Origin of the sequence: Neorhizobium sp. IRS_2294 (assembly GCF_050500145.1) — a bacterium.
GTDB classification, from domain to species: Bacteria; Pseudomonadota; Alphaproteobacteria; order Rhizobiales; family Rhizobiaceae; genus Neorhizobium; species Neorhizobium soli.
The window spans coordinates 2,654,643-2,678,165 of sequence record NZ_CP191439.1 but is presented as its reverse complement, the minus strand read 5'-3'; the positions used below and the strand labels follow the sequence as shown (position 1 = coordinate 2,678,165).

The following is a 23,523-nucleotide window of genomic DNA, read 5'->3' as shown; positions in this document are numbered from 1 at the left end:
GCTTCAGCTTGCCCGAAAGTCTCTTCCCATGACCTTCAACGGATGGCTACAGATCCTCGTCTATTGCGGGATCCTCCTTCTGCTCGTCAAATCGCTCGGGGCCTATATGACCCTTGTGTTTTCCGGCGGGCGTACCTTTCTCTCCCCCGTGTTCGGTCCGCTCGAACGCGGGCTCTACGCGCTGGCCGGCACCAGCGAGCGTGAAGAGCAGCACTGGACCGCCTATGCGTTTTCCGTGCTGATGTTCAATCTCGCCGGTTTCCTGCTGCTCTACGGTATCCTGCGGCTGCAGGACGTTCTGCCGATGAACCCGGCAGGTCTCGCATCGCCCGGACCGGAATTGTCGTTCAACACCGCTGTCAGCTTTGTCGCCAACACCAACTGGCAGAGTTACGGCGGCGAAAGCACCATGTCCTATTTCAGCCAGATGACTGGGCTCGCGGTGCAGAACTTTGCCTCGGCTGCGACAGGCATGGCGATCGCCATCGGCCTCATTCGCGCGTTTTCGCGGGCATCGGGCAAGGCGATCGGCAATTTCTGGGTCGATACGACCCGTGCCACGCTCTACATTCTCTTGCCGCTCTGCGTCTTGCTGACGCTCATCTATGTCTCGCTCGGCGTTCCCCAGACGTTTTCGGCATACGTCAATGCCACGACGCTTGAAGGCGTCCAGCAGACGATCGCCGTCGGCCCTGTCGCGTCGCAGCTTGCCATCAAGATGCTCGGCACGAATGGCGGCGGTTTCTTCAACGCCAACTCGGCGCATCCTTTCGAAAACCCCGACAGCATTTCCAACATGATCCAGATGCTGTCGATCTTTGCGATCGGTGCCGCCTTTACCAACGTGTTCGGCCGGATGGTCGGCAATCAGCGCCAGGGCTGGGCGATCCTCGCCTCGATGGGCATCCTGTTTCTGGCAGGCGTCACCGTTGTCTACTGGGCAGAAGCGTCCGGAAACCCGATCATGCATACGCTCGGCCTTTCGGGCGGCAACATGGAGGGCAAGGAAGTCCGCTTCGGCGTTGTCATGTCGTCGCTGTTTGCGGTCATCACCACGGCGGCCTCCTGCGGCGCGGTCAATGCCATGCACGGCTCGTTCACGGCACTCGGCGGCCTTATCCCGCTCATCAACATGCAGCTCGGCGAAGTCATCGTCGGCGGTGTCGGCGCGGGCTTCTACGGCATCGTGCTGTTCATCATCGTCGCCGTGTTCGTGGCAGGCCTGATGGTTGGTCGTACGCCGGAATATCTGGGCAAGAAGATCGAGGGCAAGGACATGAAGATGGCGCTTCTGGCCATTCTCTGCCTGCCGCTCGCCATGCTGATCTTTACGGCTATCGCCAGCGTGCTGCCTTCGGCGGTCGCCTCTATCGGGACGGCTGGTCCGCACGGCTTCTCCGAGATCCTCTATGCCTATACCTCGGCCGCCGCCAATAACGGCTCCGCCTTCGGGGGACTGTCGGCCAACACGCCCTGGTTCAACATCACGCTCGGCATCGGCATGCTGATGGGCCGCTTCCTGGTGATTATTCCGGCGCTGGCCATTGCCGGTTCGCTGGTCGCGAAGAAGACCGTTCCGGCATCGGCCGGCACGTTCCCGACCGACGGCCCGCTGTTTGTCGGTCTGCTGGTCGGCACGATCATGATCGTCGGTGGCCTTACCTTCCTGCCGTCACTGGCGCTCGGTCCCGTCGTCGAGCACCTGATGATGATCGCCGGCCAAACGTTCTGAGGTCGCACCATGCGTAACCGTCAGACGCACCCCGCACAGTCACCTCCCGTCACGCCAAAGCGTGGCGGGACGGTCCCCCGCTGGTGGTGCGGATCGAACGCCATTCTCGTGATGATGACGGCCGTGCTCGCCATCGTCGCAACACTAGAAATCCTTCGTGGCTGACCTTTTCCCGGTCGCCTCCCTTTCCAAGGCTGGAGCCTCATATGAGCCAGGCAAAATCCGATAGCGCACCAAGATCCGCAAGTATCCTGGACAAGCGCATCCTCGTTCCGGCAATCGGCGGTGCTTTCACCAAGCTGAACCCGAAAACCCTCGTCAAAAACCCGGTCATGTTCGTCGTGGCCACCGTGTCGGTGCTGACCACCGTTCTGTTCCTGCGCGATCTTGCCGCCGGCAGCGACGACCTGGGCTTCTCCCTGCAGCTCAACATCTGGCTCTGGTTCACCGTCCTTTTCGCCAATTTCGCGGAAGCCGTTGCCGAAGGACGTGGCAAGGCGCAGGCGGAATCGCTGCGCAAGGCCCGCACCGAGGTCCAGGCAAAACTTCTCACCGGCAAAGAGCGGACCGATTTCCAGATGGTCGCCGGCACCACTCTCAAGCTGAACGACATCGTTCTCGTCGAAGCCGGGGACATCATTCCCTCGGATGGGGAAGTGATCGAGGGCGTCGCCTCCGTCAACGAAGCCGCGATCACGGGTGAATCTGCTCCGGTCATCCGCGAATCCGGTGGTGACCGCTCGGCTGTGACAGGCGGCACGCAGGTCCTGTCCGACTGGATCCGCGTGCGCATCACGGCAGCCGCCGGTTCGACCTTTATCGACCGGATGATTTCGCTCGTCGAAGGCGCGGAACGTCAGAAGACCCCGAACGAAATCGCGCTCAACATCCTTCTCGCGGGCATGACGCTGATCTTCGTTCTGGCAACTGCGACCATTCCGGCGTTTGCCTCCTATGCGGGCGGCTCCATCCCCGTCATCGTGCTGGTCGCGCTGTTCGTGACACTGATCCCGACGACGATCGGCGCCCTGCTGTCGGCGATCGGCATTGCCGGCATGGACCGCCTGGTGCGCTTCAACGTGCTAGCCATGTCCGGCCGCGCAGTTGAGGCTGCCGGCGATGTGGATACGCTTCTGCTCGACAAGACCGGCACGATCACGCTCGGCAACCGTCAGGCGACGTCCTTCCGTCCGGTCAAAGGCGTATCGGAACAGGATCTTGCCGATGCAGCCCAACTGGCCTCACTTGCCGACGAAACGCCTGAGGGACGTTCCGTCGTCGTGCTTGCCAAGGAAAAGTACGCGATCCGCAGCCGCGACATGGCGAGCCTCAAGGCAACCTTCGTCCCGTTCACCGCACAGACCCGCATGAGCGGTGTCGATCTGGACGGAGAGCAGATCCGCAAGGGTGCGGTCGATTCCATCCTTTCCTATATCCGCCAGAATGCCGTGGCCGGTGGCCCCGTCACGCAGGACGCCGTTCTGGTGGAATGCCAGGCGATTGCCGACGAGATCGCCAAGGCCGGCGGCACGCCGCTGGCCGTTGCCCGCGGCGGAAGGTTGCTCGGGGTCATCCAGCTCAAGGATATCGTCAAGGGCGGCATCCGCGAGCGGTTTGCCGAATTGCGCCGCATGGGCATCCGCACGGTGATGATCACCGGCGACAATCCGATGACGGCGGCCGCCATTGCGGCAGAGGCAGGCGTCGACGACTTCCTTGCCCAGGCGACGCCGGAAAACAAGCTGTCGCTGATCCGCGAGGAGCAGGCCAAGGGCAAGCTGGTCGCCATGTGCGGCGACGGCACCAACGATGCGCCGGCGCTCGCTCAGGCCGATGTCGGCGTGGCGATGAATACCGGCACGGTTGCGGCGCGCGAAGCCGGCAACATGGTCGATCTCGACAGCGATCCGACCAAGCTCATCGAAATCGTCGAGATCGGCAAGCAGTTGCTGATGACCCGCGGCGCGCTGACGACGTTTTCGATCGCCAACGACATCGCCAAGTATTTCGCGATCATCCCGGCCATGTTCCTGGCCTTCTATCCGCAGCTCGGCGTCCTCAATGTGATGGGACTGGCGACACCGCAAAGCGCCATCCTGTCGGCGATCATCTTCAACGCGCTTATCATCGTTGCACTGATCCCGCTGTCGCTGCGCGGCGTCAAATACCGCGCTGTCGGTGCCGGTGCGCTGCTGTCGCGCAACCTTCTGATCTACGGCCTCGGCGGTATCATCCTTCCCTTCTTTGCCATCAAGGCGATCGACATGGTCATCACGACCATCGGTCTTGCCTAAGGAGCATTCGTCATGTTGAAACAGATCCGTCCGGCAATCGTCATGATCGTTGCCGTCACCGTCATCACCGGCCTCATCTATCCGTTTGCCATGACCGGCATTGCCCAGGCGATCTTCCCCGTCCAGGCGAATGGCAGCCTGATCGAACAGAACGGCAAGGTCGTCGGCTCCGCGCTGATCGGCCAGGCGTTTACCGGCGAGCAGTATTTCCATGGTCGCCCGTCTGCTGCAGGCGATGGCTACAACGCGGCCTCGTCGTCCGGTTCCAACCTCGGCCCGACCAGCCAGAAGCTGATCGATCGCGTGAAGGCCGACACGGAGGCTGCGAAAGCGACCAACCCGGGCGCGGATGTGCCGATCGACCTCGTCACCGCATCGGGCAGTGGTCTTGATCCGCATATCTCGCCGGAGGCTGCGCTATTTCAGGTGCAGCGTGTCGCAAAGGCGCGCAGCATGGATGAAGCCGCGGTTCGCGCCATGGTCGAGCGTCATATCGAACAGCGAGAACTGGGCTTTCTGGGTGAGCCTGTGGTGAATGTGTTGGCGCTCAATATGGCGCTCGACGCTGAGAAGTCGTAGTTGAACGAGCGGCGGTCAGTTTGGCCGCCGCTCGTTTGCGGAACGAAAGACCTCCATGCCGGAAGCAAAACACGAAGGCGCTAGCAGACCATCACCGGATGCTCTTCTTGAGTACGCCCGGCAGGAGGGGCGTGGCCGGCTGAAGATCTTTCTCGGGGCCGCACCCGGCGTCGGCAAGACCTATGAAATGTTGATGTCCGGCCGCAGCCGAAAGGCGGATGGCATTGATGTGGCGATCGGCGTGGTCGAAACCCACGGGCGGAAGGAAACTGAAGCTCTGGTCGAGGGCTTCGAAATGATTCCCCGCCGCGTCTTCGACTATCGCGGCCAGCAGCTCGACGAGATGGATCTCGATGCGATCCTTGCCAGGAAGCCGCGGCTGGTGCTGGTCGATGAACTCGCCCACACCAACGCACCCGGCAGCCGCCATCCGAAGCGCTATCTCGACGTCCTCGAAATTCTCGCCAGCGGCATCGACGTCTTTTCGACGCTGAATATCCAGCACGTCGAGAGCCTGAACGACATCGTCGCGCAGATCACCCGCATTCGGGTTCGTGAAACGGTGCCGGACTCGGTGATCGACCGCGCCGACGATATCGAGATCATCGATATTACGCCGCAGGACCTGATCAAGCGTCTGCATGACGGCAAGGTCTATCTGCCGACGACGGCGCGGCGTGCGGTCGAGAACTATTTTTCTCCGGGCAACCTGACGGCTCTGCGCGAGCTGGCGCTGCGTCGCACGGCGCAGCGGGTCGATGATCAGCTCCTCAATCACATGCAGGCGCATGCCATTGCGGGTCCCTGGGCTGCGGGCGAACGCATTCTCGTTTGCCTTGATCATGGCCGAAACGGCGCGGCGCTGGTGCGCTACGCCAGACGCCAGGCAGACAGGCTGCGGGCACCCTTGACGGCGCTGCATCTGGAGACGCCCGGATCTGCCAATCTAGGCGAGGCCGAGAAGGACCGGCTATCGGCTGCGATGCGGCTCGCCGAACAGCTCGGCGCCGAAACCGTGACACTGCCCGCCTCCAGGGTGTCGCGCGAAATCATCGCTTACGCCAATGCTCACAACTTCAATCACCTGATCATCGGCAAGTCGACCAAGCCGCGCTGGCGAGAGCTGTGGGATGGGTCGATCACGCACGATCTCATCCGCTATTCCGGGGCAATCAGCGTTCATGTCATGTCCGGCGGCAGCGAGGAGGCTGTCTCGAACGGGCGTCAGGACAGCGCCGCCGACGAGAAGGCTCAATCCGAAACACTATATCCGCGCATCGCTGTTCATGACGGCGGCGGTTGCGATCGGCACGCTGCTCGACCGGGCGCTCGACGTGCAGAACCTGGCGCTCGTCTTTCTGATGGGCGTGCTCGCTTCGGCAATCCGGGGAGGGCTGGGGCCGGGTCTCTATGCGTCCTTCATCGGCGCTCTCGCCTTCAATTTCTTCTTTCTCGAGCCGCGCTACACGTTCACGATCCGTGATCCGGAAAGCGTCGTTGCGCTTCTTTCGTTTCTCGGAACCGCCGTTGTCGCGAGCAATCTGGCCGCGTCGGTTCAACGGCAGGCGATCGCCGCCCGGCAGAGAGCCCGCACGACCGAGGATCTCTACCTGTTCTCGAAAAAGCTCGCCGGCACGGGAACGCTTGACGACGTGCTCTGGGCCACCGCGTTCCAGATCGCCTCCATGCTGAAGGTTCGGGTCGTCATTCTGTTGCCCGAGAACGACACCCTTGCCGTCCGGGCCGGCTATCCGCCTGATGACACGCTTGTCGATGCCGACATCGCGGCGGCGAAATGGACATGGGAACACAATCGTCCGGCCGGCCGCGCTGCCGATACGTTACCCGGCGCCAAGCGGTTGTACCTGCCGTTGCGCACAGGACGCGGGGCGATCGGCGTTGTCGGGCTCGACAACGACAGGCAGGGACCGTTGCTCACCCCGGACCAGCAGCGTCTGTTCGATGCGCTGGCCGATCAGGCAGCACTCGCGATCGAGCGCATTCAACTCGTCGCTGACGTCGACAAGGCCAAGCTTGCCGCCGAAACGGACAAATTGCGCACCGCACTGCTGACCTCGCTTTCGCATGATCTGAAGACGCCGCTTTCGGCCGTGCTCGGGTCGGCGAGCACGCTCAAGGATTTCGGGGCGAACCTGACCGATCATTCGCGAGATGAACTTCTGACCACCGTGATCGAAGAGTCGGAGCGTCTCAACCGGTTCATCGTCAACCTGCTCGACATGACACGCATCGGATCAGGCGCCATGGAGCCAAACTTTGCGCTTCATTATGTCGGCGATATCGTCGGGACAGCCTTGAAGCGTGCACAGAAAATCACTGCTGATCACAAGCTGAAGGTAGCTATTCCATCCGAAATGCCGATGATCAGAAGCGATCCGGTCCTACTGGAGCAGGCACTCTTCAATCTCATCGACAACGCGGCCAAATATGCGCCAGAGGGCACAACGATTGAAGTTCTGGGCTGGTCAGATGCGAAATACGTCACCCTTGCCGTTCTGGACGAGGGGCCGGGGATCCCCGATGCCGACCTGGAGCGGGTGTTCGACACCTTCTACCGGGTGCGCAAGATCGATCATGTCAAGGCAGGCACCGGCCTTGGACTGTCCATCAGCCGTGGTTTCATCGAAGCGATGGGCGGGCGTCTGACGGCCGGAAACAGACCAGCGGGTGAGGGAGCGATCTTTACGATCCGTATGCCAATTCCGGCCCAGCTGCAGATTGACGGAGACATGCGATGAACCACGCCGCCACGAGAATTCTGGTCGTCGATGACGAGCCGCCGATCCGCAAGCTGTTGCGGGTCGGGCTTTCGACGCAGGATTTCGTCATCATCGAAGCACCGAACGCGAGGACCGCGATGGAGCTCGTGGCTGCCGATCAGCCCGACCTCGTTCTGCTGGATCTCGGCCTGCCCGATATGGCCGGGCACGATCTTCTGGCGAAATGGCGGGCCGAGGGGCTGACGCTGCCGATCGTGATCCTGTCGAGCCGGACGGATGAGGAGGGGATCGTCAAGGCGCTGGAAATGGGTGCCGACGACTATCTCACCAAGCCGTTCAACATGAACGAACTGATTGCGCGGATCCGGGTTGCGTTGCGCCACCGGTTGCAGACCCAGGGCGAAAAGCCGATCTTCCAGACGGGTGATCTCAGTGTCGATCTCGTGCGGCGCGTGGTCAAGGTGAAGGGCGAGGAGGTAAAATTCTCGCGCAAGGAATACGACATCCTGCGGATCCTCGTGCAGCATGCGGGGCGCGTGCTGACCCACCGATACCTGATCGATCAGGTCTGGGGGGAGGTCACCGACATCCAGTACCTGCGCATCTACGTGCGCCAGATCCGCCAGAAGATCGAGGAAACGCCCGACCAGCCGCGATACATCCTGACCGAAACGGGCGTCGGCTACCGGCTGGCCGAAAGCTGAAATCCGGCCGCGGGGTGATCTGGCCGGTTGATCGGTGTATGTCTGCAGCCTGATTCCCGACTGTGATGCGCATCCATGGAAACCTCCCTCTATCTACCGGTCAAATCCTTCCTCGAGACTGCAGGCTATGTGGTGAAGGGCGAAGTCGGCGGCTGTGATCTCGTCGGCCTGAGCGAGGGCGATCCGACCGTCGTCGTGATCTGCGAGCTCAAGCTGAGCTTCAATCTCGAGCTCATTCTGCAGGCGGTCGACAGGGCGGCTATCGCGGACGAGGTGTGGATTGCGGCAAAGCTTTCGCTGAAGGGCAAGGGCCGCGAAACGGACAAGCGCTACCGCGACCTCTGCCGCCGGCTTGGCATCGGTATTCTCGGCGTTTCGGCCGCAGGAGATGTGAGCGTCATCGTCGGCTCCGTGTCGCCGATGCCGCGGACCAATCCGAAACGACGTTCCAGGCTGATGCGCGAACACCAGAAGAGACGCGGCGATCCCGTGCTGGGCGGCAGTACGCGGGTTCCCGTCATGACCGCCTATCGCCAGCAGGCGCTTAGCTGCGCCGCCATGGTCTCCAACGGTCCGTCCCGCGTGCGCGATATCAGGGCGGTTGCCCCGGATGCCGGCAAGATCCTGCTTTCCAACGTCTATGGATGGTTCGAGCGGCTCGACAGAGGCGTCTACGGCCTCACCGACGCTGGCCGTGAAGCACTGGAGAGATGGCCCCAGCCGGATCCCCGGTCTTCTGACGTTTGATTACCGGCAGGGGCTCCCACGATTACACCAATGTTCCATGGCTGCATCAATTTGACGAGGAAATACGAGAATTATTTGCGACACTTAATCGCAAATTAACTTGTGTTCGGATTCACGAAGTCTCAATGCGTTTGTAGTTCAGTGTGGCGAGCTGAAAGCCGTCAGGCGCGTCCGCGTGGTCGCTTCGAACCGTATTGGAATTACCGCATGCTTGCTTTGATCGACCGCTACATCAAGCAGGCCTGTGCGTCGGACCGGTTCGAGACGCGACGCAAAGTCCTCGCATTCGCATTGCTCATGACCGTTTGCGTCACCGTTGTTGCCGACATTCTCAACGTTGCGGCCCACTACACGCTTCATGCCTTGGGATGGCTGCCGTATGACGTCGTGCCCGCCGCAACGGTTGGGGTTATCATCTCGACTGTCGTTGCATCGGCGCTGACATTTTCGATCTTCTATATCGTTGGTCTAGCAATTCATCACCTCACGATCTCCCGGGCGGCTTTCGAGCATTTGAGCCGGACGGACATGTTGTCGGGGCTGATGAATCGGCGAGCGTTCCTGGATGAGGTGACGCGCGCTCCCGCCGCATCTTCTCTCATCCTGTTCGATATCGATAAGTTCAAGGCGATCAACGACCGCTTTGGCCACGATATCGGGGACCAGGCCATCATTGCAGTTGCGCATCAGCTCGCCGAGATCTTTTCGCAAAGTCGTGCCGTCGCCCGGATCGGTGGTGAGGAGTTCGCAGTCCTCGTGTCAGCGCTTTCGCCGACGGAGCGTCTCTCGCTCGCGCACCGCTGCAGGGCCCTGATTGCTGCGCGGCCCATACAAGCGGGCAAAAGGCAGGTCGATATCACGGTGTCCGGTGGCGTTGCGGACCAGGAGGACTACCCTACGTTCGAGGATCTCTACAAGGCCTCCGACAAGGCGCTGTTCGTTGCCAAGGCGTCCGGGCGCAATTGTGTCGTTCACAGCAAAGACATCGCGGTCATTCTCGACGCGCATAAGGTGGCCACGATGTAACGGCCTGTCCGGTAGGCGGCGAGAACACGCTCCAATTCGTTCAGGCCGCTGTCAGCTTGCCGTCATACCCATCCGGTGATGACAACCGGAGGTAAACCCATGCTCACAATCCGAAACACCGCTATTGCACTTGCCCTTTTCGTTGCTGCAACGCCTGCACTGGCCGGCTCTATGGTCAAGGTTGTCGAGTCCGGCGAAGCGGGTGAGCCGATGACGTTGACGATGGATCAGACGACCGTTCCGGCAGGCGACACAACGTTTATGGTCCACAACGACGCGACGACCGAGGAGCACGAAATGGTGCTCGTCAAGTTGAAGTCGCCAGATCAGACACTCACCGTAGTCAAGGCCAAACATCGCGTCGATGAGAAGACGCTGAAAAGCCTTGGCGAAGTTGCCGATCTGAAGCCCGGTGCCGACGGCCAGTTGAAGGCCAAGCTCGTCCCCGGAACGTATATGCTCTTTTGCAACATCAAGGGCCATTACGAAGCCGGCATGCATGCGACCCTCACGGTGACGAAGTAATCACCGCTTGCGTGTGGGCTCCGCCGCCTCATAGCGGCGGTCAAGTCACGATCGGACCGTCAGGCAGACGTGGTCGCCAGCGAAAGGCGTTGCAGCTGTGCAACGCCTCAGGTTGAACCGCGGCTCGATGTCAGGGACGAGCGGTTTCGCGGGAGATAGCGGCCGCGGCTTTCGGGCCCGGTCAGCTCTCCGTCCTTGACGATGGTCTTGCCGCCAAGAAGCACCTGCACCGGCCAGCCGCGGATATCGAGACCTTCATAGGGCGTATAGTCCGCGCCGTGTTTCAGGAGGTCGTTCGTGACGGTGACGCGCTTGTCCGGATCCCAAAGCGCGATGTCTGCATCGGCGCCGATCGCGATCGTGCCTTTGCGGGGATAGAGACCGTAGAGTTTGGCATGATTGGTCGAGGTCACGGCAACGAACGTGTTGATGTCGATGCGGCCCTTCATGACGCCTTCGGAAAACAGGATCGGCAGACGGGTGGCGACGCCCGGTATGCCGTTCGGGATCCAGCGGAAATTCCGCTTGCCCTTGTCGTTGAGCTTGCCTTCCGGATCGTCGAAGCGGAAAGGGCAGTGGTCGGAGGAGAACAGGTCGAAGACGCCCTGTTCCAGTCCCTCCCAGCAGGCATCCTGGCTGGCCCTGTCGCGCGGCGGCGGCGAGCAGACGAATTTGGCGCCTTCCATCTCCGTCTGGTCGAGATCATCGGCGGTCAGCATCAGATATTGCGGGCAGGTCTCGCCGGCGATCTTCTGGCCCCGCTTTCGGGCGCGGCGGATCTCTTCCATCGCCTCTCGGTTCGAGACATGCACGATGACAACAGGCACATCGACGATTTCGGCCAGTGACAGCGCCCGGTGGGTGGCTTCGCGTTCGGCGGCGATTGGTCTGGTCGTGGCATGGAATTTCGGCGCGAACTTGCCTTCTTCCTCATGCCGGCCGATCAGGTAGCGGATCGCATCCTCGTTCTCGCAATGAACCATGACCAGCGCGCCGGTGCGCCGTGCGGTGTCGAGCGTGGCCAAGATCTCGTCGTCGCGCAGCCGCAGACCCTCATAGGTCATGAACACCTTGAGCGAGGTGTAGCCGTCCTCGACGAGTGCCGGCAGTTCCTGGCCGAGGACTTCAGGGGTCGGATCGGTGATGACAAGATGGAAGGCGACGTCGACATGGCATTTGCCTTCGGCCTTGGCGTGATAGATCTTCAGCGCCTCGCGCAGGCTCTGGCCCTTCTCCTGCATGCAGAAGGCCAGAACCGTGCTGTTGCCGCCGATCGCCGCCGACCGGGTGCCTGAATCGAAGTCGTCTGCCATGACGATGCCGTCGCCGGACGGCTGGTCGAGATGGACATGGCTGTCGATACCACCCGGCAGGACCAACAGTCCTGTCGCGTCGATCACCTCATCGGCTTCGGTAAGCTCTGCCGCAAGGGCAGCGATGCGGCCGTCCTTGATGCCCACATCGCTCACGAACGTGTCGCTCGCTGTGACCACCGTGCCGTGTCTGATGACCGTATCGAAGCGCATGATCCGTTCCTTCTTCAAGCGGCGGCGGCCGCGCGACCGGCGTCGGTTGCGAGGATCCGATCGAGTGCTGCGGTGAAGCGATCGATCTCTTCCAGCGTGTTGTAGTGCACCATCGACACGCGAACCATGCCGCTGTGGTCGGTCAGCTCAAGATATTCGGCAAGCCGGCGCGAGTGGAAATCGCCGAAGCGGATGGCGATCTTGTCGCCGTCCATCGCCTTGCAGACTTCGCCGGCGTCGCGGCCATCGAAGCGGAACGCGATCGTCGGGACCCTCGTGCTACCGCTGTTTGTCGTCTGGCCGACGATGCGGCAGTCGTTGCGTGTGCGCAGGTAAGCGAGAAGGCGTTCCACCAGCAGGTTTTCCTGAGCGGTGATCGCAGCGAAGGCCGCTTCGATCTTCTGGCGCACCGTGCCGGTCTCGCCGGCCTGTTCGCCGAGCGCCGTCAGGTAATCGACGATGCCGCAGGTTGAATAGGCGAGCTCGTAATTCGGGTTGCCCGGCTCCAGCTTGCCCGGCACTTTGTCCTTGCCGTAGAAGTAATGGTAGAGCGTGTCGAGCTCGGCCAGCAGATCGTATTTGCCATACATCAGCGCGTAGTGCGGACCATAAGTCTTGTAGAGGCTGAAGACGTAGTAATCGACATCCAGCGCCTGCACGTCGACGGCGCGGTGCGGGGCATAGGCCACGGCATCGACGCAGATCTTGGCGCCACGGGCATGCACGAAATCGGCGATCTCTCTGATCGGGTTGATCGATCCCAAAATGTTGGAAACGTGCGTGACGCAGACCAGCTTGGTGCGATCGCTCATCAGCGGAGCAAGGTCGGCGAGATCGAGCGTCAACGTGTCCTTGTTGAGCGGCCATAACTTCAGCGTGATGCCGCGCTCCTGCAGCCGGTCCCAGGGACCGATATTGGATTCGTGATCGCTGACGGTGACGATGATCTCGTCGCCGGGCGAGAGCTGGCTCTGCATGGCGCGGGCGAGGTTTTGCAGCAGCTGAGTGGTGGAAGCGCCGAAGACGATTTCTTCCGGACGCGAGGCGTTTACCAAGTTCATGGCCGCGGTGCGTGACTCGTAGAGTGCGGCGGCTGCTGCCTGCGATACGGCGTAGGAGCCGCCGATCTGGACGTTCTTCTCGATCAGGAATGTGTTGATGCGCTCAACGGCACCTTTAAGGATCTGCGACCCTCCGGCGTTGTCGAACAGCGTCCAGCCGCGGGCGAGGCCGGGGAACTGGCTGCGCACGTAATCAAGATCGAGTGGAGATTTGGTGTTCATCCCTGTAGTCCTGCGTTTGTTGTTCTTCAATGATTGAGTACGGCGCGCAAGAAGCTGCGTGTCCGTTCTTCCCTAGGATTGTCGAAGATCTCGGCCGGCGTGCCCGCCTCGACAAGCCGTCCCGCATCCATGAAGATCACCCGGTCGGCGACCTGGCGGGCAAAGCCCATCTCATGGGTGACGATGATCATGGTGACGCCCGTGCCGGCGAGCTTGCGCATCACATCCAGCACTTCGCCGACCATTTCGGGATCGAGCGACGAGGTCGGCTCGTCGAACAGCAGCACGCCGGGTTCCATGGCAAGCGCCCGGGCAATCGCCACGCGCTGCTGCTGGCCGCCGGAAAGCTGGCCCGGAAACTTTTCCGCCTGTTCGGAAATGCCGACCCGCGCCAGTAGTTCGCGGGCCTTGCGCTCGGCCTCTTCGGGCGATGCCTTTCTGACGCGCATCGGTGCCAGCATGACGTTTCTCAGCACCGTCATATGCGGGAAGAGATTGAACGACTGAAACACCATGCCGACTTCGGCGCGGACTTTCGCAAGCGCCGGTCCCGGTGCGACGCGGGTGCCGTCAACGGTGATGGTGCTGTCCGGCGAGAAGGCTTCGAGGTGGTTGATGCAGCGGATCAGCGTCGATTTGCCGGAGCCGGAGGGGCCGATGATGCAGACCACTTCGCCTTCGGCCACATCGAGATCGATATCGTGGAGAACGGTGAATGTGCCATAGGCCTTGTTCAGGCGGCGGATCGAAATGAGGGGGCCGGTTGTCTTCGCCATCAGCGTTTCCCCCGGCTGTAATGCTTTTCGAGACGCGCAACCACGGCCACCATCGGCCAGAGCAGCGCGATATAGATGAGAGCAGCCCCGATCAGCGGCGTCGGGTTGGCGTTGAGCGCCTGCGCCTGGGTTGCCTGCTTGAGAAGATCCGGCATGGCGACGACGGAGGCAAGCGCCGTATCCTTCATGACGTTGATGCAATTGTTGGTGAGCGGCGGAATGACGATGCGGATCGCCTGCGGCAGGATGATATCCATCATCGTGCTGCGGCCCGAAAGGCCAAGCGCTGATGATGCCTCGAACTGCCCGTGCGGAATGGCCTCGATGCCGGCGCGAAAGATCTCGGCGGTATAGGCGGCCGAGACGAGCGACAGCGCCGTGACGGCCGACAGGAACGGCGACAGGCGGATGCCGACGAAGGGGAGGGCGTAGTAGACTACGATCAGCAGCACCAGCAGCGGTATCGAGCGGAAGATGTCGATATAGATGCGGATCAGGACCTGAAAGAATGACGGAGCGTAGAGCCTTGCCACCGCCAGAAACAGTCCGCCGGCGAGGCCGACCAGAATGCTGGTAATACCGATCTGCAGCGTGACGACCAGACCCCAGAGCAGCTGCGGCAGGCTGTTCAGGAAGACCGGTATGTTGAAGAATGTATTGAGTAGGTTCATGCCGGATCGGCTCCCTTGGCAAGCCGACGGAGCGTTTGGCGCTCCGCCGGATGCAATTCAAGCGTGCTTGGATGAGCCTTACTTGGCCTTCGGCATGTCGAGGACGGCGACGGTCGAGGTCGTGTCTTCGGCCTTGGCGCCGAACCATGTCTGGTGCAGCTTGGCGATAAAGCCTTCGCCCTTGAGCTTGGTGATGACGGCGTTGACTTCGGCTGCGAGCGGATCACCCTTGTTGAACATGATCGAGTATTTCTCGCCGGTCGGGATGCGTTCGACGACCTTCAGTTCCGGCTTGTCCTTGGCGTAGTAGAGGAGGGCCGGGATGTCGGAGATGTAGCCATCGACGCGGCCGGCAACGAGATCGAGCATGGCCGGCTGAAGGCCTTCAAAGCGGCGGATTTCGCCGAGCTTGTATTCGCCCTTGTGGCTGTCTGCCCACATGTCGCCGGTCGAGCCGGTATCGACGCCGACGACCTTGCCGCTCATGCCCTTGAGGCCGGTGATGCCGGAAGCGGCCGTGACCGTCAGCGACTGGTCGCTGTCGTAGTAGGGCTGGGCGAAGGACACCGACTGCAGGCGCTTCTCAGTGATGGTGATCGACGACACCGCCATGTTGATGCGGCCGGACTGGACGGCCGGGAACAGGCCGTTGAAGGGCGTGTTGACGAATTCGACGGTCTTGCCGAGGCGCTTGGCGATTTCGTTGACGAGATCGATCTCGAAACCGGTCACCTTGCCGCTGGCATCCTCGAATTCCCAGGGCACGTTGCCGATATTGGCGCCGACGGTAAGATCGGCGGCATGAACGCCGATCGCGCCGAGCGCTGAAAACAGGCCGGCGAGAACTGTGGTTTTGATGCGTGACGCGTGTAGCATGAAGAGAACCCCTTGTTTTTATGATATGACGCAATCTATGTTGGTCTAACTGGTCAGACCAGTCCGACCAAACAAGCACGGCACTTTGGGCTTTGCAAGGTGGCCTGGGTAAAAATATATCTAAGAGGCCACAGGGGCTCAGCTGGAATAGGTTTGCATGCTCAACAAAACGCTCGTTCCGCAGTCGGTGGCCCGCGAAATCCAGACGATGATCCAGGCCGGCCAGCTGAAGGCCGGCGAAAAAATCCCGTCACAGCGGGAGTTCTCTCAAAAGTTCGGGATCAGCCGGGCATCGTTGCGCGAGGCGCTGCTCACGCTCGAAACGTTGGGATTGCTGAAGACCGAAGCCGGTTGCGGCACGTTCGTGACGGCGGGTTCAAGCTCGGTCTCGGACGGCGCCATCAGCCAGTCGGGTCATATGGCGCCCTGGCGTTACTCCGACAGCTATTCGGTGTTCGACGTGTTCCAGACCCGCATTCTGCTGGAAGGCGAGATCGCGCGTCTTTCGGCGGGGCGCCTGTCGCAGGCGCAGCTTGAGAAGATGGAAATAGCGACGCAGACGATGGAGGATTGCTGGGCCCGCCAGGACCTTCTTGCAAACGTCGAGGCGGATCTCGACTTCCACGGCACGATCGTTTCGGCCTGCGCCAATACCATGCTTAAGGCGCTATACCAGACGGTTCGCGATCAGGTCACCGAAACCCAGCGGCAACCGATTCCGATGACCGATCCCGAGCGGATGCGACAGTCGATCGCCGAGCACCGGCGCATCATTGCGGCCCTGAGAGCGAATGACGCGGCTTTGGCGCGCAGCGAAATGGAAACGCATATCCGCAACACCGCGCGCTGCGCAGGTCTTCAGCCATAGGCCGGAACGGGCCGTATCCGGTGGTCGAAGGGCCACCCGGGCGGCAACCGGAGCCGCGGTGGATGCTCTGATAAATTGTGCCTTTGCCCTCTAGTGCTTGTTGCATAAAGCCTTTAGCGTTCTGCTTTTCGGATTCCTCAATGCAGAGTTCCCCCATGACTGAGCCTTCTCTGTTTGCCCGCGTCGTCGCCTTTATCGGCCAGGGCGCTGTTCTTATCCGTCATTCGGGGGATGGCCCGCGACAGCCGGTGTTCGGCACGACGCCGGCCATTCCGGCCGCAAAGCCGCAGGGCAAGATCCCGACCTTGAAGATGCCGACAGCCAAGGGCTGGGAAGGCGATCACAAGCCGACGGCGGCGGCGGGCCTCAAGGTCAATGCCTTTGCGCGCGGGCTCGTGCATCCGCGCAACATGCATGTTCTGCCCAATGGCGATGTGCTGGTGGCGGAATCGATGGGCGAGCGGGGCAATCCACGCAGCCTGTTCGACCATGCCATGTCGGCGACGATGCAGCGGGCGCGCGCTTCCGGCGACAGCCCCAACCGCGTGACGCTGCTGCGCGACGCCGATGGCGACGGGGTGGCCGAGCAAAGTTTCGCCTATATCGAAAACGTGCGCCAGCCCTACGGTATCGCGCTGGTCGGCGACACGCTCTATGTGGGAGCAAGTGACGCGCTTCTGGCCTATCCTTACGTGGCGGGCGCGACGAAGATTACCGCGCAGCCGAAGAAGCTGATGGATCTGGTGCCCGGCGGCCACTGGACGCGCAACCTGATCGTCAGCCAGGACGGCACCAAGCTTTTCGTGGCCGTCGGATCGCTCAGCAATATTGCCGACGAAGGCATGGGCGTGGAAGAAAACCGCGCCTGCATTCACGAATACGACCTTCAGACGGGCCAGTCGCGCATCTTTGCCGGTGGTCTTCGTAATCCCGTCGGCATGGCGTTCGAGCCCGAGGGCGGCATGCTGTGGACGGTCGTCAACGAACGCGACGGACTGGGCGACGAGACGCCGCCGGATTATCTGACATCGGTCCGCGACGGCGGCTTCTATGGCTGGCCCTACTGCTACTGGAACCGGGTCGTGGACGACCGGGTGCCGCAGGATGCCGCCAAGGTGGCATCCGCGCAGCAGCCCGATTATGCGCTGGGCGGCCATACGGCGTCGCTTGGGCTTTGCTGGCTGCCCGCGGGCACGCTTCCCGGCTTTCCGGCGGGGATGGCGATTGGCCAGCACGGGTCGTGGAACCGCTCCAAGCTTTCCGGCTACAAGCTCGCCTTCGTCGCTTTTGAGAACGGCAAGCCCGTGGGAATGCCGCGCGAAATCCTCACCGACTTCCTGTCCAAGGACGAAAAGCACTCCTTCGGCCGTCCGGTCGGAGTGGCTCTCGCCGCCGACGGTGCCGTGTTGATGGCGGACGATGTCGGCGACGTCATCTGGCGCGTCACCGGCGCTTGATAGCGCGACGTAGATCATTTGAATTGATTGCTGCGTGCCACCCGATGGGTGCGCAGCAACCGCGTTCCGTCGCTGCAGGGCCCGACCGCAGCGGCGATGATCAATCCGCAATCTCTTGCGTCAGGATCCGTCCGGCAAGGCGGGCAATGGCCATGAGGCGGTCCAGTTCCAATCCGCTGCGGGCCTTGGCGGAGAGGCCGGTCATTGTGGTCGAGACGAAATCGGTCACGCTTTCCGCCTTTTCCGGATGCCGCGCTGCGATAAAGCCGCGGATCACATCCTCCGCTGCTGCCTGCAATGCACGGGTCGCCGCGCGTGCCTCCGGATCATCGCAATGGGTTCCCTCCAGAACGAGACAGCCTGCGGCCGCGGGGTCGGCCGCATAGCGCCTGCAGGCATCTTCCAGCACGGCCGCTAGGCATTCCGCTACCGGCCGGTCGGGCCTCAGGATATCAGCAAGCGGAACGGCTGCCGTGAGCGAGTAGCGGTCGAGAACGCGTGCGTAGAGCCCGGCCTTGTTGCCGAATGCGGCATAGAAGCTGGGCGGGTTGATGCCGAGTGCCTGCGTGACATCGGCAACCCCCACGGCATCATAGCCGCGCGCATGGAACAGCTTCTGGGCAATCTCCACACCTTGGTCAGCATCAAAACGACGTGGGCGACCGCGGGTACGCGGAATATCTGTAGTCATTATTACAAAATACCTTGACGATGAACCCTGATGATTTATGTAGCAGTCATTACTGTATTTCTCAAGGATCTCAGATGACGACTTTTCAGGGAAAATCCGTTCTGGTTCTCGGCGGTAGCCGGGGTATCGGCGCCGCCATCGTGCGGCGGTTTGCAAACGACGGTGCCAACGTGACCTTCACCTATGCCGGCTCTCGCGCGGCGGCGGATGAGCTGACGGCAGAGACCAAGACTACGGCTGTTCAGACCGACAGCTCCAGCCGCGATGCTGTGATTGCCCGGGTGCGAGAAAGCGGCCCGCTGGACGTGCTGGTGGTCAATGCAGGGATTGCTGTCTTCGGCGATGCGCTTGAACAGGATCCGGACGCGATCGACCGGCTTTTCCAGATCAATATCCATGCGCCCTATCACGCCTCGGTCGAAGCGGCGCGTCAGATGCCGGACGGCGGGCGGATCATCGTCATCGGTTCCGTCAATGGTGACCGGATGCCCATTCCGGGCATGGCCTCCTATGCGGTGAGCAAGTCTGCCCTGCAGGGACTGGCCCGCGGGCTGGCGCGCGATTTCGGGCCACGCGGCATCACCATCAACGTCGTTCAGCCAGGGCCGATCGATACGGATGCCAATCCGGAGAACGGACCGATGAAAGACCTGATGCACAGCTTCATGGCGATCAAGCGCCACGGTCGTCCGGAAGAGGTTGCCGGAATGGTCGCCTGGCTCGCCGGCCCGGAGGCGGGGTTCGTGACCGGGGCAATGCACACGATCGACGGTGCGTTCGGAGCGTAATCCCGGCATACCCCATCCGGGGCGACATCGCATAAGGCCAGTCGCACGACTGGCCTTACAGCTCTGGACTCAGCAATCTGCGATCTGCTTGCCCAAGTCTTTCAGCGCGTGGGAACAACGGCGCGGGTTTTCGGTTCCTCTCTCTCAGAAAAGAGAGGATTATCGATGACGCAGATCGTTTTCGTGCATGGCATGTTTCAAAATCCCAAAAGCTGGGACAACTGGGTTCGCTACTTCAGCGACAAAGGCTACGACTGCAGCGCCCCGGCATGGCCTCTCCACGATGGCGATCCGAAGGCATTGCGCGACAACCCGCCAGCCGGGCTCGGTGAGCTGAGCCTCGATGCCATCTATGCATCCATCAAATCGGCGGTCGCAGGCCTCGATAAGCCTGTCGTCATCGGTCACTCTGTCGGCGGCCTGATCGCGCAGAAGCTGCTCGCGGATGGCCACGTCTCGGGTGCAGTGGCGATCTCGTCGGTTGCGCCGAATGCCATGCTCGATTTCGACTGGGGCTTCATCAAGAACAGCGCCATCATCACCAATCCGCTGAAGGGCGACGAGCCGGTCTACATGGACGCAAAGACGTTCCATGGCTCCTTCGCCAACACGCTGTCGGAAGAGCAGGCGGCTGTCGAGTTCGAGAAGACGGCGACCCACGACAGCCGCAACGTTCTGCGCGACTGCATGGGTTCATCCGGCAAGATCGATCTCAGCCGTCCGCATGAACCTTTGCTTCTGGTTGCCGGCGAGAAGGATGAGATCATTCCTGCCGATCTCAACGAGAAGAATTTCAAGGCCTACGAGAATACCGGCAGCGTGACCGACTTCCGCGAGTTCCCCAACCGTGGCCATTACATCTGCGGCGAACCCGGCTGGGAAGAGGTCGCCGCCTATATCGACGGCTGGCTTCAACAGAACCGGTTCGACGTCGACAACCGTATCTATGCTCCAAGCGCGATCTGAGGGACAACCATGACCAATATCAAAGCACGCGGGTTCGAAAGCACCGCTCTTCTTAATGAACATCTCGACGAGTTGGACGACGTCGCTTATGGCGATCGCGGCGCATCGGCCGGGGCCATGTCCGGCAGCGAGGCCGAAATGGAACGGCTGCGTCGGGAAGTCGTCTATCTGCGCAACCGGATTGCCGAGATCGAAGGCGAGGGCCAGACCCGGCGTGCATCGCCGTCCTCCCAGACCCCAGAAAATTCGTGGGTGAAGTTGATTGGAACCGCCACGGCAACCTTCGTTCTTGGTCGGCTTGCACAACGGTTGCGGCTTGGGCCCGTGGGGACGGCTGCCGTTCCGCTGATCGCCGGACAGCTTCTGAGCCGTATCCGCTGAACCACTGACATATTGCACCGGCTGCAGAGCTGCGGCCGGTGCATTCTTTGCATGGATTACGCCTGGTCTGATGGCTGAACGAAGCCTCCCGTGAAGATAGACAGGCGAATGTGGGAACACTCCCCGTCCACCTTAGTTCTTGGGTTATAATCCAGGAACATTACCGTGCCGACATTCCCATCGTTCATTCTTTCCCGCCGACACATGCTTGCGTCCACCACAGCGGCGCTCGCCGCTTCGGCGTTGCCGGCATTTTCTCAAGATACGACTGTAAAGGCATCCAGTATGGAAGACCCGACGACCAAGTACCCGCAGCCTCCGTTTCAGAAGCAGACCCAGCCATTTCCAGGACTGGCCGGCAAGATGACGCCGAAGCCGGATCACGGTGAGACGTCTTACAAGGGGTCTGGCCGGCTGGCTGGTCGCAAAGCTCTGATCACCGGCGGCGATTCCGGGATGGGCCGTGCGGCTGCCATTGCCTATGCCCGCGAGGGTGCCGATGTCGCGATCAACTATCTTCCCGATGAAGAGCCGGATGCCAAAGAAGTCATCGCCCTGATCGAAAAGGAAGGTCGCAAGGGCATCGCGCTTCCCGGCGATCTGCGCGACGAGGCATTCTGCGTGAAGCTTGTCGAAGATGCCGCAAAGGCTCTGGGTGGTCTCGACATTTTGGTCAACAATGCGGGCCGTCAGCAGCAGGCCCAGTCGCTGTCGGATATCACCACCGAAGCCTTCGACGCGACGATGAAGACGAACATCTACGCGATGTTCTGGCTGACCAAGGCGGCGCTCAAGCATCTGCAGCCGGGATCGTCGATCATCCAGACAACGTCCGAACAGGCCTACGATCCGTCCGAGAACCTGGTCGATTACGCCATCACCAAGGCTGCCGGCATGAGCTTCACGAAGTCGATGGCCAAGCAGCTCGGCCCGAAAGGCATCCGCGTCAACGGCGTTGCGCCGGGCCCGGTCTGGACGCCGCTGCAGGTGTCGGGCGGTGCGACGATGGAAAAGCTGGTCGAGTTCGGTGGCGATACGCCGCTCGGCCGACCGGGTCAGCCTGCCGAGCTTGCGTCGATCTACGTCCAGCTTGCCGACAACGGCGCAAGCTTCTCGACGGGACAGATCTACGGTGCTGCCGGTGGCAGCGGGCAACCTTGAACATGAACATGCGCATGAACACCAACGCGAATGCAACACGACCGGAGGTTAGAACGTGAAAGCTCTTACATGGCACGGCAGCGGTGATATCCGCTGCGAAGAAGTAGACGATCCAATCATTCAGCATGACCGCGACGCGATCATCAAGGTCACGAGCTGCGCCATCTGCGGCTCGGATCTTCACCTTTATGGTGGTTTCGTTCCCGGCATGCACGCAGGCGACGTGATGGGCCATGAAACGATGGGTGAGGTGGTCGAAGTCGGCCGCGGAAACTCGAAGCTCAAGGTCGGCGACCGCGTGGTCGTGCCGTTCACGATTTCCTGCGGCGAGTGCCGTCAGTGCAAATGGGGTCAGTTCTCGCTTTGCGAACGATCGAACCCCAACGGCGCGATGCAGGCCAAGCAGATCGGTTATCCGACGGCCGGCCTGTTCGGCTTCTCGGAAATGTACGGCCAGATCCCGGGCGGCCAGGCCCAGTACCTGCGCATTCCCTACGCCGATGTCGGGCCGATCGTGGTGCCAGATGGATTGACCGACGAACAGGTCCTGTTCCTCTCCGACATCTTCCCGACAGGCTACATGGCGGCCGAAAACTGCGACATCAAGCAGGGCCAGACGGTTGCCGTGTTCGGTTGTGGTCCAGTCGGCCTGTTTGCGATAAAGTCGGCGTTTCTGCTCGGTGCAGAGCGCGTGATTGCGATCGACACCGTGCCGGAGCGCTTAGCGCTTGCGCAACAGTCCGGTGCCGAGACGCTTGACTATGCGGATGAGGATCTGCAGCAGCGCATTCTCGACATGACGAACGGTCTTGGGCCAGATGCGGTCATCGAGGCGGTGGGTCTTGAGAGCCATGGCGCCGGTGGCGTGATGGAAACGCTTCAGACCAAACTGTCGGCAACCGAGCGTCCTTACGCGCTCAACCAGGCAATCCTCGCCTGCCGGCCCGGTGGTACGGTCTCTCTTCCCGGCGTGTTTGTCGGTCCGGCCGTTCCGACGTCGCTGGGCGCCTTCATGGGCAAGGGCCTGACCCTCAAGACCGGTCAGACCCATGTTCAGCGTTATCTCGAGCCGCTGATGAAGCTGATCCAGGATGGCAAGATCGATCCGTCATTCCTGATCACGCACCGCATCGGACTTGAGGAAGGTCCGGAGGCCTACAAGACGTTCCGCGACAAGCAGGACGGCTGCGTCAAGGTCGTGATACGCCCGAACGGCTAAACAGATCGAATGGCCTGCGGCATCTGCCGCAGGCCATTCCCTTGTAAGCATGAGAGGATGCGGCGAAGCACCGGGCACGTACCGTGCATTCAACCGCATTGTCGTTTTGATACCTTGATTTTAACGGAAGATGCCGGTCGCGAGCGCGCGCTGTATGCCGCGCACATCGGTGCCCTTTTTCAGCGTTTTCGCAATCGGGCTGTCGCTACCCGATACCCAGATTTTCAGCTCCGAATCCAGATCGAACGTTCCCGCAGTCTCGACCGAAAACCGGGTGATCGACCGGTAGGGAATCGACATGTAGTCGACCTTACTTCCCGTCATACCCTGGATGTCGACCATAATGATGCGATACTGGGTGAAGACGAAGAAATCGCGGATGAGTTTGAAGGCGAGTTGCGGCTGTTCTCCATCGATCAGCACGCCATCGAGGCGCTTGTTCAGGTCCGCCGGGTCGACTGTCGATCCATGGCCCAGAAATCCGTCAAAAAGGCCCATGATTGCAATCTCCC

22 protein-coding genes and 1 pseudogene are annotated in these 23,523 nt (G+C 61.3%); 16 read left to right on the top strand and 7 right to left on the bottom strand.

Features of this window, described 5'->3' with window-relative positions; translation table 11 throughout:
* Positions 1–28 precede the first annotated feature (28 nt).
* The 9 genes and pseudogenes from kdpA to ACQY1K_RS12965 all read left to right on the top strand — a co-directional run bounded on the left by kdpA (position 29) and on the right by ACQY1K_RS12965 (position 10,348).
* A complete protein-coding gene (gene kdpA / locus ACQY1K_RS13005) occupies positions 29–1,732 on the top strand; it encodes a potassium-transporting ATPase subunit KdpA (RefSeq protein ID WP_430257558.1) in 1,704 nt (567 codons plus the stop codon).
* Between the two features lie 9 nt (positions 1,733–1,741).
* The gene (locus ACQY1K_RS13000) at positions 1,742–1,897 is read left to right on the top strand and encodes a hypothetical protein (protein ID WP_430257557.1); all 156 of its coding nucleotides are present in this window, start codon (positions 1,742–1,744) and stop codon (positions 1,895–1,897) included.
* 41 nt (positions 1,898–1,938) lie between these two features.
* Complete coding sequence (kdpB, locus tag ACQY1K_RS12995; protein WP_062460668.1) at positions 1,939–4,026, top strand: potassium-transporting ATPase subunit KdpB; 2,088 nt, start codon at positions 1,939–1,941, stop codon at positions 4,024–4,026.
* Positions 4,027–4,038: 12 nt separating this feature from the next.
* Entirely contained in the window at positions 4,039–4,605 is a 567-nt protein-coding gene (gene kdpC / locus ACQY1K_RS12990; RefSeq protein WP_430257556.1) for a potassium-transporting ATPase subunit KdpC, read from the top strand.
* Between the two features lie 55 nt (positions 4,606–4,660).
* A pseudogene (locus tag ACQY1K_RS12985) lies at positions 4,661–7,364 on the top strand (DUF4118 domain-containing protein).
* The gene (locus tag ACQY1K_RS12980; protein WP_430257555.1) at positions 7,361–8,050 is read left to right on the top strand and encodes a response regulator transcription factor; all 690 of its coding nucleotides are present in this window, start codon (positions 7,361–7,363) and stop codon (positions 8,048–8,050) included. Before ACQY1K_RS12985 ends, ACQY1K_RS12980 begins: the two are co-directional and overlap by 4 nt.
* A gap of 75 nt (positions 8,051–8,125) precedes the next feature.
* Positions 8,126–8,797: a DUF2161 domain-containing phosphodiesterase gene (locus tag ACQY1K_RS12975; protein WP_113165495.1), complete on the top strand. Its 672-nt coding sequence runs from the start codon at positions 8,126–8,128 to the stop codon at positions 8,795–8,797.
* 102 nt (positions 8,798–8,899) lie between these two features.
* A complete protein-coding gene (locus tag ACQY1K_RS12970) occupies positions 8,900–9,823 on the top strand; it encodes a GGDEF domain-containing protein (RefSeq protein ID WP_430257554.1) in 924 nt (307 codons plus the stop codon).
* 99 nt (positions 9,824–9,922) lie between these two features.
* Positions 9,923–10,348 carry a plastocyanin/azurin family copper-binding protein gene (locus ACQY1K_RS12965; RefSeq protein WP_062582465.1) on the top strand — a complete coding sequence of 142 codons (426 nt, stop codon included), beginning with the start codon at positions 9,923–9,925 and terminating at the stop codon, positions 10,346–10,348.
* 107 nt (positions 10,349–10,455) lie between these two features.
* Here the strand turns inward: ACQY1K_RS12965 and hydA are convergent, their stop codons facing one another.
* The 5 genes from hydA to ACQY1K_RS12940 form a co-directional block, all read right to left on the bottom strand.
* Positions 10,456–11,874 (bottom strand): dihydropyrimidinase, encoded by a 1,419-nt coding sequence (gene hydA, locus ACQY1K_RS12960; RefSeq protein WP_430257553.1) that lies wholly within the window; start codon positions 11,872–11,874, stop codon positions 10,456–10,458.
* 14 nt (positions 11,875–11,888) lie between these two features.
* Positions 11,889–13,157, bottom strand: a complete 1,269-nt coding sequence (locus ACQY1K_RS12955; protein WP_430257552.1) for a cysteine desulfurase-like protein — start codon at positions 13,155–13,157, stop codon at positions 11,889–11,891.
* A 26-nt stretch (positions 13,158–13,183) separates the two neighbouring features.
* Positions 13,184–13,933, bottom strand: coding sequence for an amino acid ABC transporter ATP-binding protein (locus ACQY1K_RS12950; RefSeq protein ID WP_430257551.1), 750 nt, complete (start codon positions 13,931–13,933; stop codon positions 13,184–13,186).
* The gene (locus ACQY1K_RS12945; protein WP_430257550.1) at positions 13,933–14,604 is read right to left on the bottom strand and encodes an amino acid ABC transporter permease; all 672 of its coding nucleotides are present in this window, start codon (positions 14,602–14,604) and stop codon (positions 13,933–13,935) included. Before ACQY1K_RS12945 ends, ACQY1K_RS12950 begins: the two co-directional genes overlap by 1 nt.
* A gap of 78 nt (positions 14,605–14,682) precedes the next feature.
* Positions 14,683–15,480: a transporter substrate-binding domain-containing protein gene (locus ACQY1K_RS12940; protein WP_430257549.1), complete on the bottom strand. Its 798-nt coding sequence runs from the start codon at positions 15,478–15,480 to the stop codon at positions 14,683–14,685.
* A 157-nt stretch (positions 15,481–15,637) separates the two neighbouring features.
* Here ACQY1K_RS12940 and ACQY1K_RS12935 point away from each other — a divergent pair, with 157 nt between their 5' ends.
* Together ACQY1K_RS12935 and ACQY1K_RS12930 are read left to right on the top strand one after the other, a co-directional pair.
* Positions 15,638–16,348, top strand: coding sequence for a FadR/GntR family transcriptional regulator (locus ACQY1K_RS12935; RefSeq protein WP_430257548.1), 711 nt, complete (start codon positions 15,638–15,640; stop codon positions 16,346–16,348).
* Between the two features lie 155 nt (positions 16,349–16,503).
* Positions 16,504–17,805 carry a PQQ-dependent sugar dehydrogenase gene (locus ACQY1K_RS12930; protein ID WP_430257547.1) on the top strand — a complete coding sequence of 434 codons (1,302 nt, stop codon included), beginning with the start codon at positions 16,504–16,506 and terminating at the stop codon, positions 17,803–17,805.
* Between the two features lie 100 nt (positions 17,806–17,905).
* Here the strand turns inward: ACQY1K_RS12930 and ACQY1K_RS12925 are convergent, their stop codons facing one another.
* A complete protein-coding gene (locus ACQY1K_RS12925) occupies positions 17,906–18,496 on the bottom strand; it encodes a TetR/AcrR family transcriptional regulator (RefSeq protein ID WP_430257546.1) in 591 nt (196 codons plus the stop codon).
* 74 nt (positions 18,497–18,570) lie between these two features.
* On the opposite strand from ACQY1K_RS12925, the gene bdcA reads away from it, so the two are divergent.
* The 5 genes from bdcA (at position 18,571) to ACQY1K_RS12900 (ending at position 23,011) form a co-directional block, all read left to right on the top strand.
* Positions 18,571–19,284, top strand: a complete 714-nt coding sequence (gene bdcA / locus ACQY1K_RS12920; RefSeq protein ID WP_430257545.1) for an SDR family oxidoreductase — start codon at positions 18,571–18,573, stop codon at positions 19,282–19,284.
* A 165-nt stretch (positions 19,285–19,449) separates the two neighbouring features.
* Positions 19,450–20,250 carry an alpha/beta hydrolase gene (locus tag ACQY1K_RS12915; RefSeq protein WP_062460619.1) on the top strand — a complete coding sequence of 267 codons (801 nt, stop codon included), beginning with the start codon at positions 19,450–19,452 and terminating at the stop codon, positions 20,248–20,250.
* A 9-nt stretch (positions 20,251–20,259) separates the two neighbouring features.
* Positions 20,260–20,631, top strand: coding sequence for a hypothetical protein (locus tag ACQY1K_RS12910; RefSeq protein WP_092659955.1), 372 nt, complete (start codon positions 20,260–20,262; stop codon positions 20,629–20,631).
* 204 nt (positions 20,632–20,835) lie between these two features.
* Entirely contained in the window at positions 20,836–21,792 is a 957-nt protein-coding gene (locus tag ACQY1K_RS12905; protein WP_082476460.1) for an SDR family oxidoreductase, read from the top strand.
* 55 nt (positions 21,793–21,847) lie between these two features.
* Positions 21,848–23,011, top strand: a complete 1,164-nt coding sequence (locus ACQY1K_RS12900) for a zinc-dependent alcohol dehydrogenase (RefSeq protein ID WP_062460610.1) — start codon at positions 21,848–21,850, stop codon at positions 23,009–23,011.
* 120 nt (positions 23,012–23,131) lie between these two features.
* Here ACQY1K_RS12900 and ACQY1K_RS12895 read toward each other — a convergent pair whose 3' ends face one another.
* Positions 23,132–23,509 (bottom strand): PH domain-containing protein, encoded by a 378-nt coding sequence (locus ACQY1K_RS12895; RefSeq protein ID WP_062460606.1) that lies wholly within the window; start codon positions 23,507–23,509, stop codon positions 23,132–23,134.
* Positions 23,510–23,523: the final 14 nt, after the last annotated feature.

Coding starts and splice junctions, on each gene's coding strand:
- kdpA (WP_430257558.1), top strand. CDS start 29: ATGACCTTCAACGGATGGCTACAGATCCTCGTCTATTGCGGGATCCTC.
- ACQY1K_RS13000 (WP_430257557.1), top strand. CDS start 1,742: ATGCGTAACCGTCAGACGCACCCCGCACAGTCACCTCCCGTCACGCCA.
- kdpB (WP_062460668.1), top strand. CDS start 1,939: ATGAGCCAGGCAAAATCCGATAGCGCACCAAGATCCGCAAGTATCCTG.
- kdpC (WP_430257556.1), top strand. CDS start 4,039: ATGTTGAAACAGATCCGTCCGGCAATCGTCATGATCGTTGCCGTCACC.
- ACQY1K_RS12980 (WP_430257555.1), top strand. CDS start 7,361: ATGAACCACGCCGCCACGAGAATTCTGGTCGTCGATGACGAGCCGCCG.
- ACQY1K_RS12975 (WP_113165495.1), top strand. CDS start 8,126: ATGGAAACCTCCCTCTATCTACCGGTCAAATCCTTCCTCGAGACTGCA.
- ACQY1K_RS12965 (WP_062582465.1), top strand. CDS start 9,923: ATGCTCACAATCCGAAACACCGCTATTGCACTTGCCCTTTTCGTTGCT.
- hydA (WP_430257553.1), bottom strand. CDS start 11,874: ATGCGCTTCGATACGGTCATCAGACACGGCACGGTGGTCACAGCGAGC.
- ACQY1K_RS12955 (WP_430257552.1), bottom strand. CDS start 13,157: ATGAACACCAAATCTCCACTCGATCTTGATTACGTGCGCAGCCAGTTC.
- ACQY1K_RS12950 (WP_430257551.1), bottom strand. CDS start 13,933: ATGGCGAAGACAACCGGCCCCCTCATTTCGATCCGCCGCCTGAACAAG.
- ACQY1K_RS12945 (WP_430257550.1), bottom strand. CDS start 14,604: ATGAACCTACTCAATACATTCTTCAACATACCGGTCTTCCTGAACAGC.
- ACQY1K_RS12940 (WP_430257549.1), bottom strand. CDS start 15,480: ATGCTACACGCGTCACGCATCAAAACCACAGTTCTCGCCGGCCTGTTT.
- ACQY1K_RS12935 (WP_430257548.1), top strand. CDS start 15,638: ATGCTCAACAAAACGCTCGTTCCGCAGTCGGTGGCCCGCGAAATCCAG.
- ACQY1K_RS12930 (WP_430257547.1), top strand. CDS start 16,504: ATGACTGAGCCTTCTCTGTTTGCCCGCGTCGTCGCCTTTATCGGCCAG.
- ACQY1K_RS12925 (WP_430257546.1), bottom strand. CDS start 18,496: ATGACTACAGATATTCCGCGTACCCGCGGTCGCCCACGTCGTTTTGAT.
- bdcA (WP_430257545.1), top strand. CDS start 18,571: ATGACGACTTTTCAGGGAAAATCCGTTCTGGTTCTCGGCGGTAGCCGG.
- ACQY1K_RS12915 (WP_062460619.1), top strand. CDS start 19,450: ATGACGCAGATCGTTTTCGTGCATGGCATGTTTCAAAATCCCAAAAGC.
- ACQY1K_RS12910 (WP_092659955.1), top strand. CDS start 20,260: ATGACCAATATCAAAGCACGCGGGTTCGAAAGCACCGCTCTTCTTAAT.
- ACQY1K_RS12905 (WP_082476460.1), top strand. CDS start 20,836: ATGCTTGCGTCCACCACAGCGGCGCTCGCCGCTTCGGCGTTGCCGGCA.
- ACQY1K_RS12895 (WP_062460606.1), bottom strand. CDS start 23,509: ATGGGCCTTTTTGACGGATTTCTGGGCCATGGATCGACAGTCGACCCG.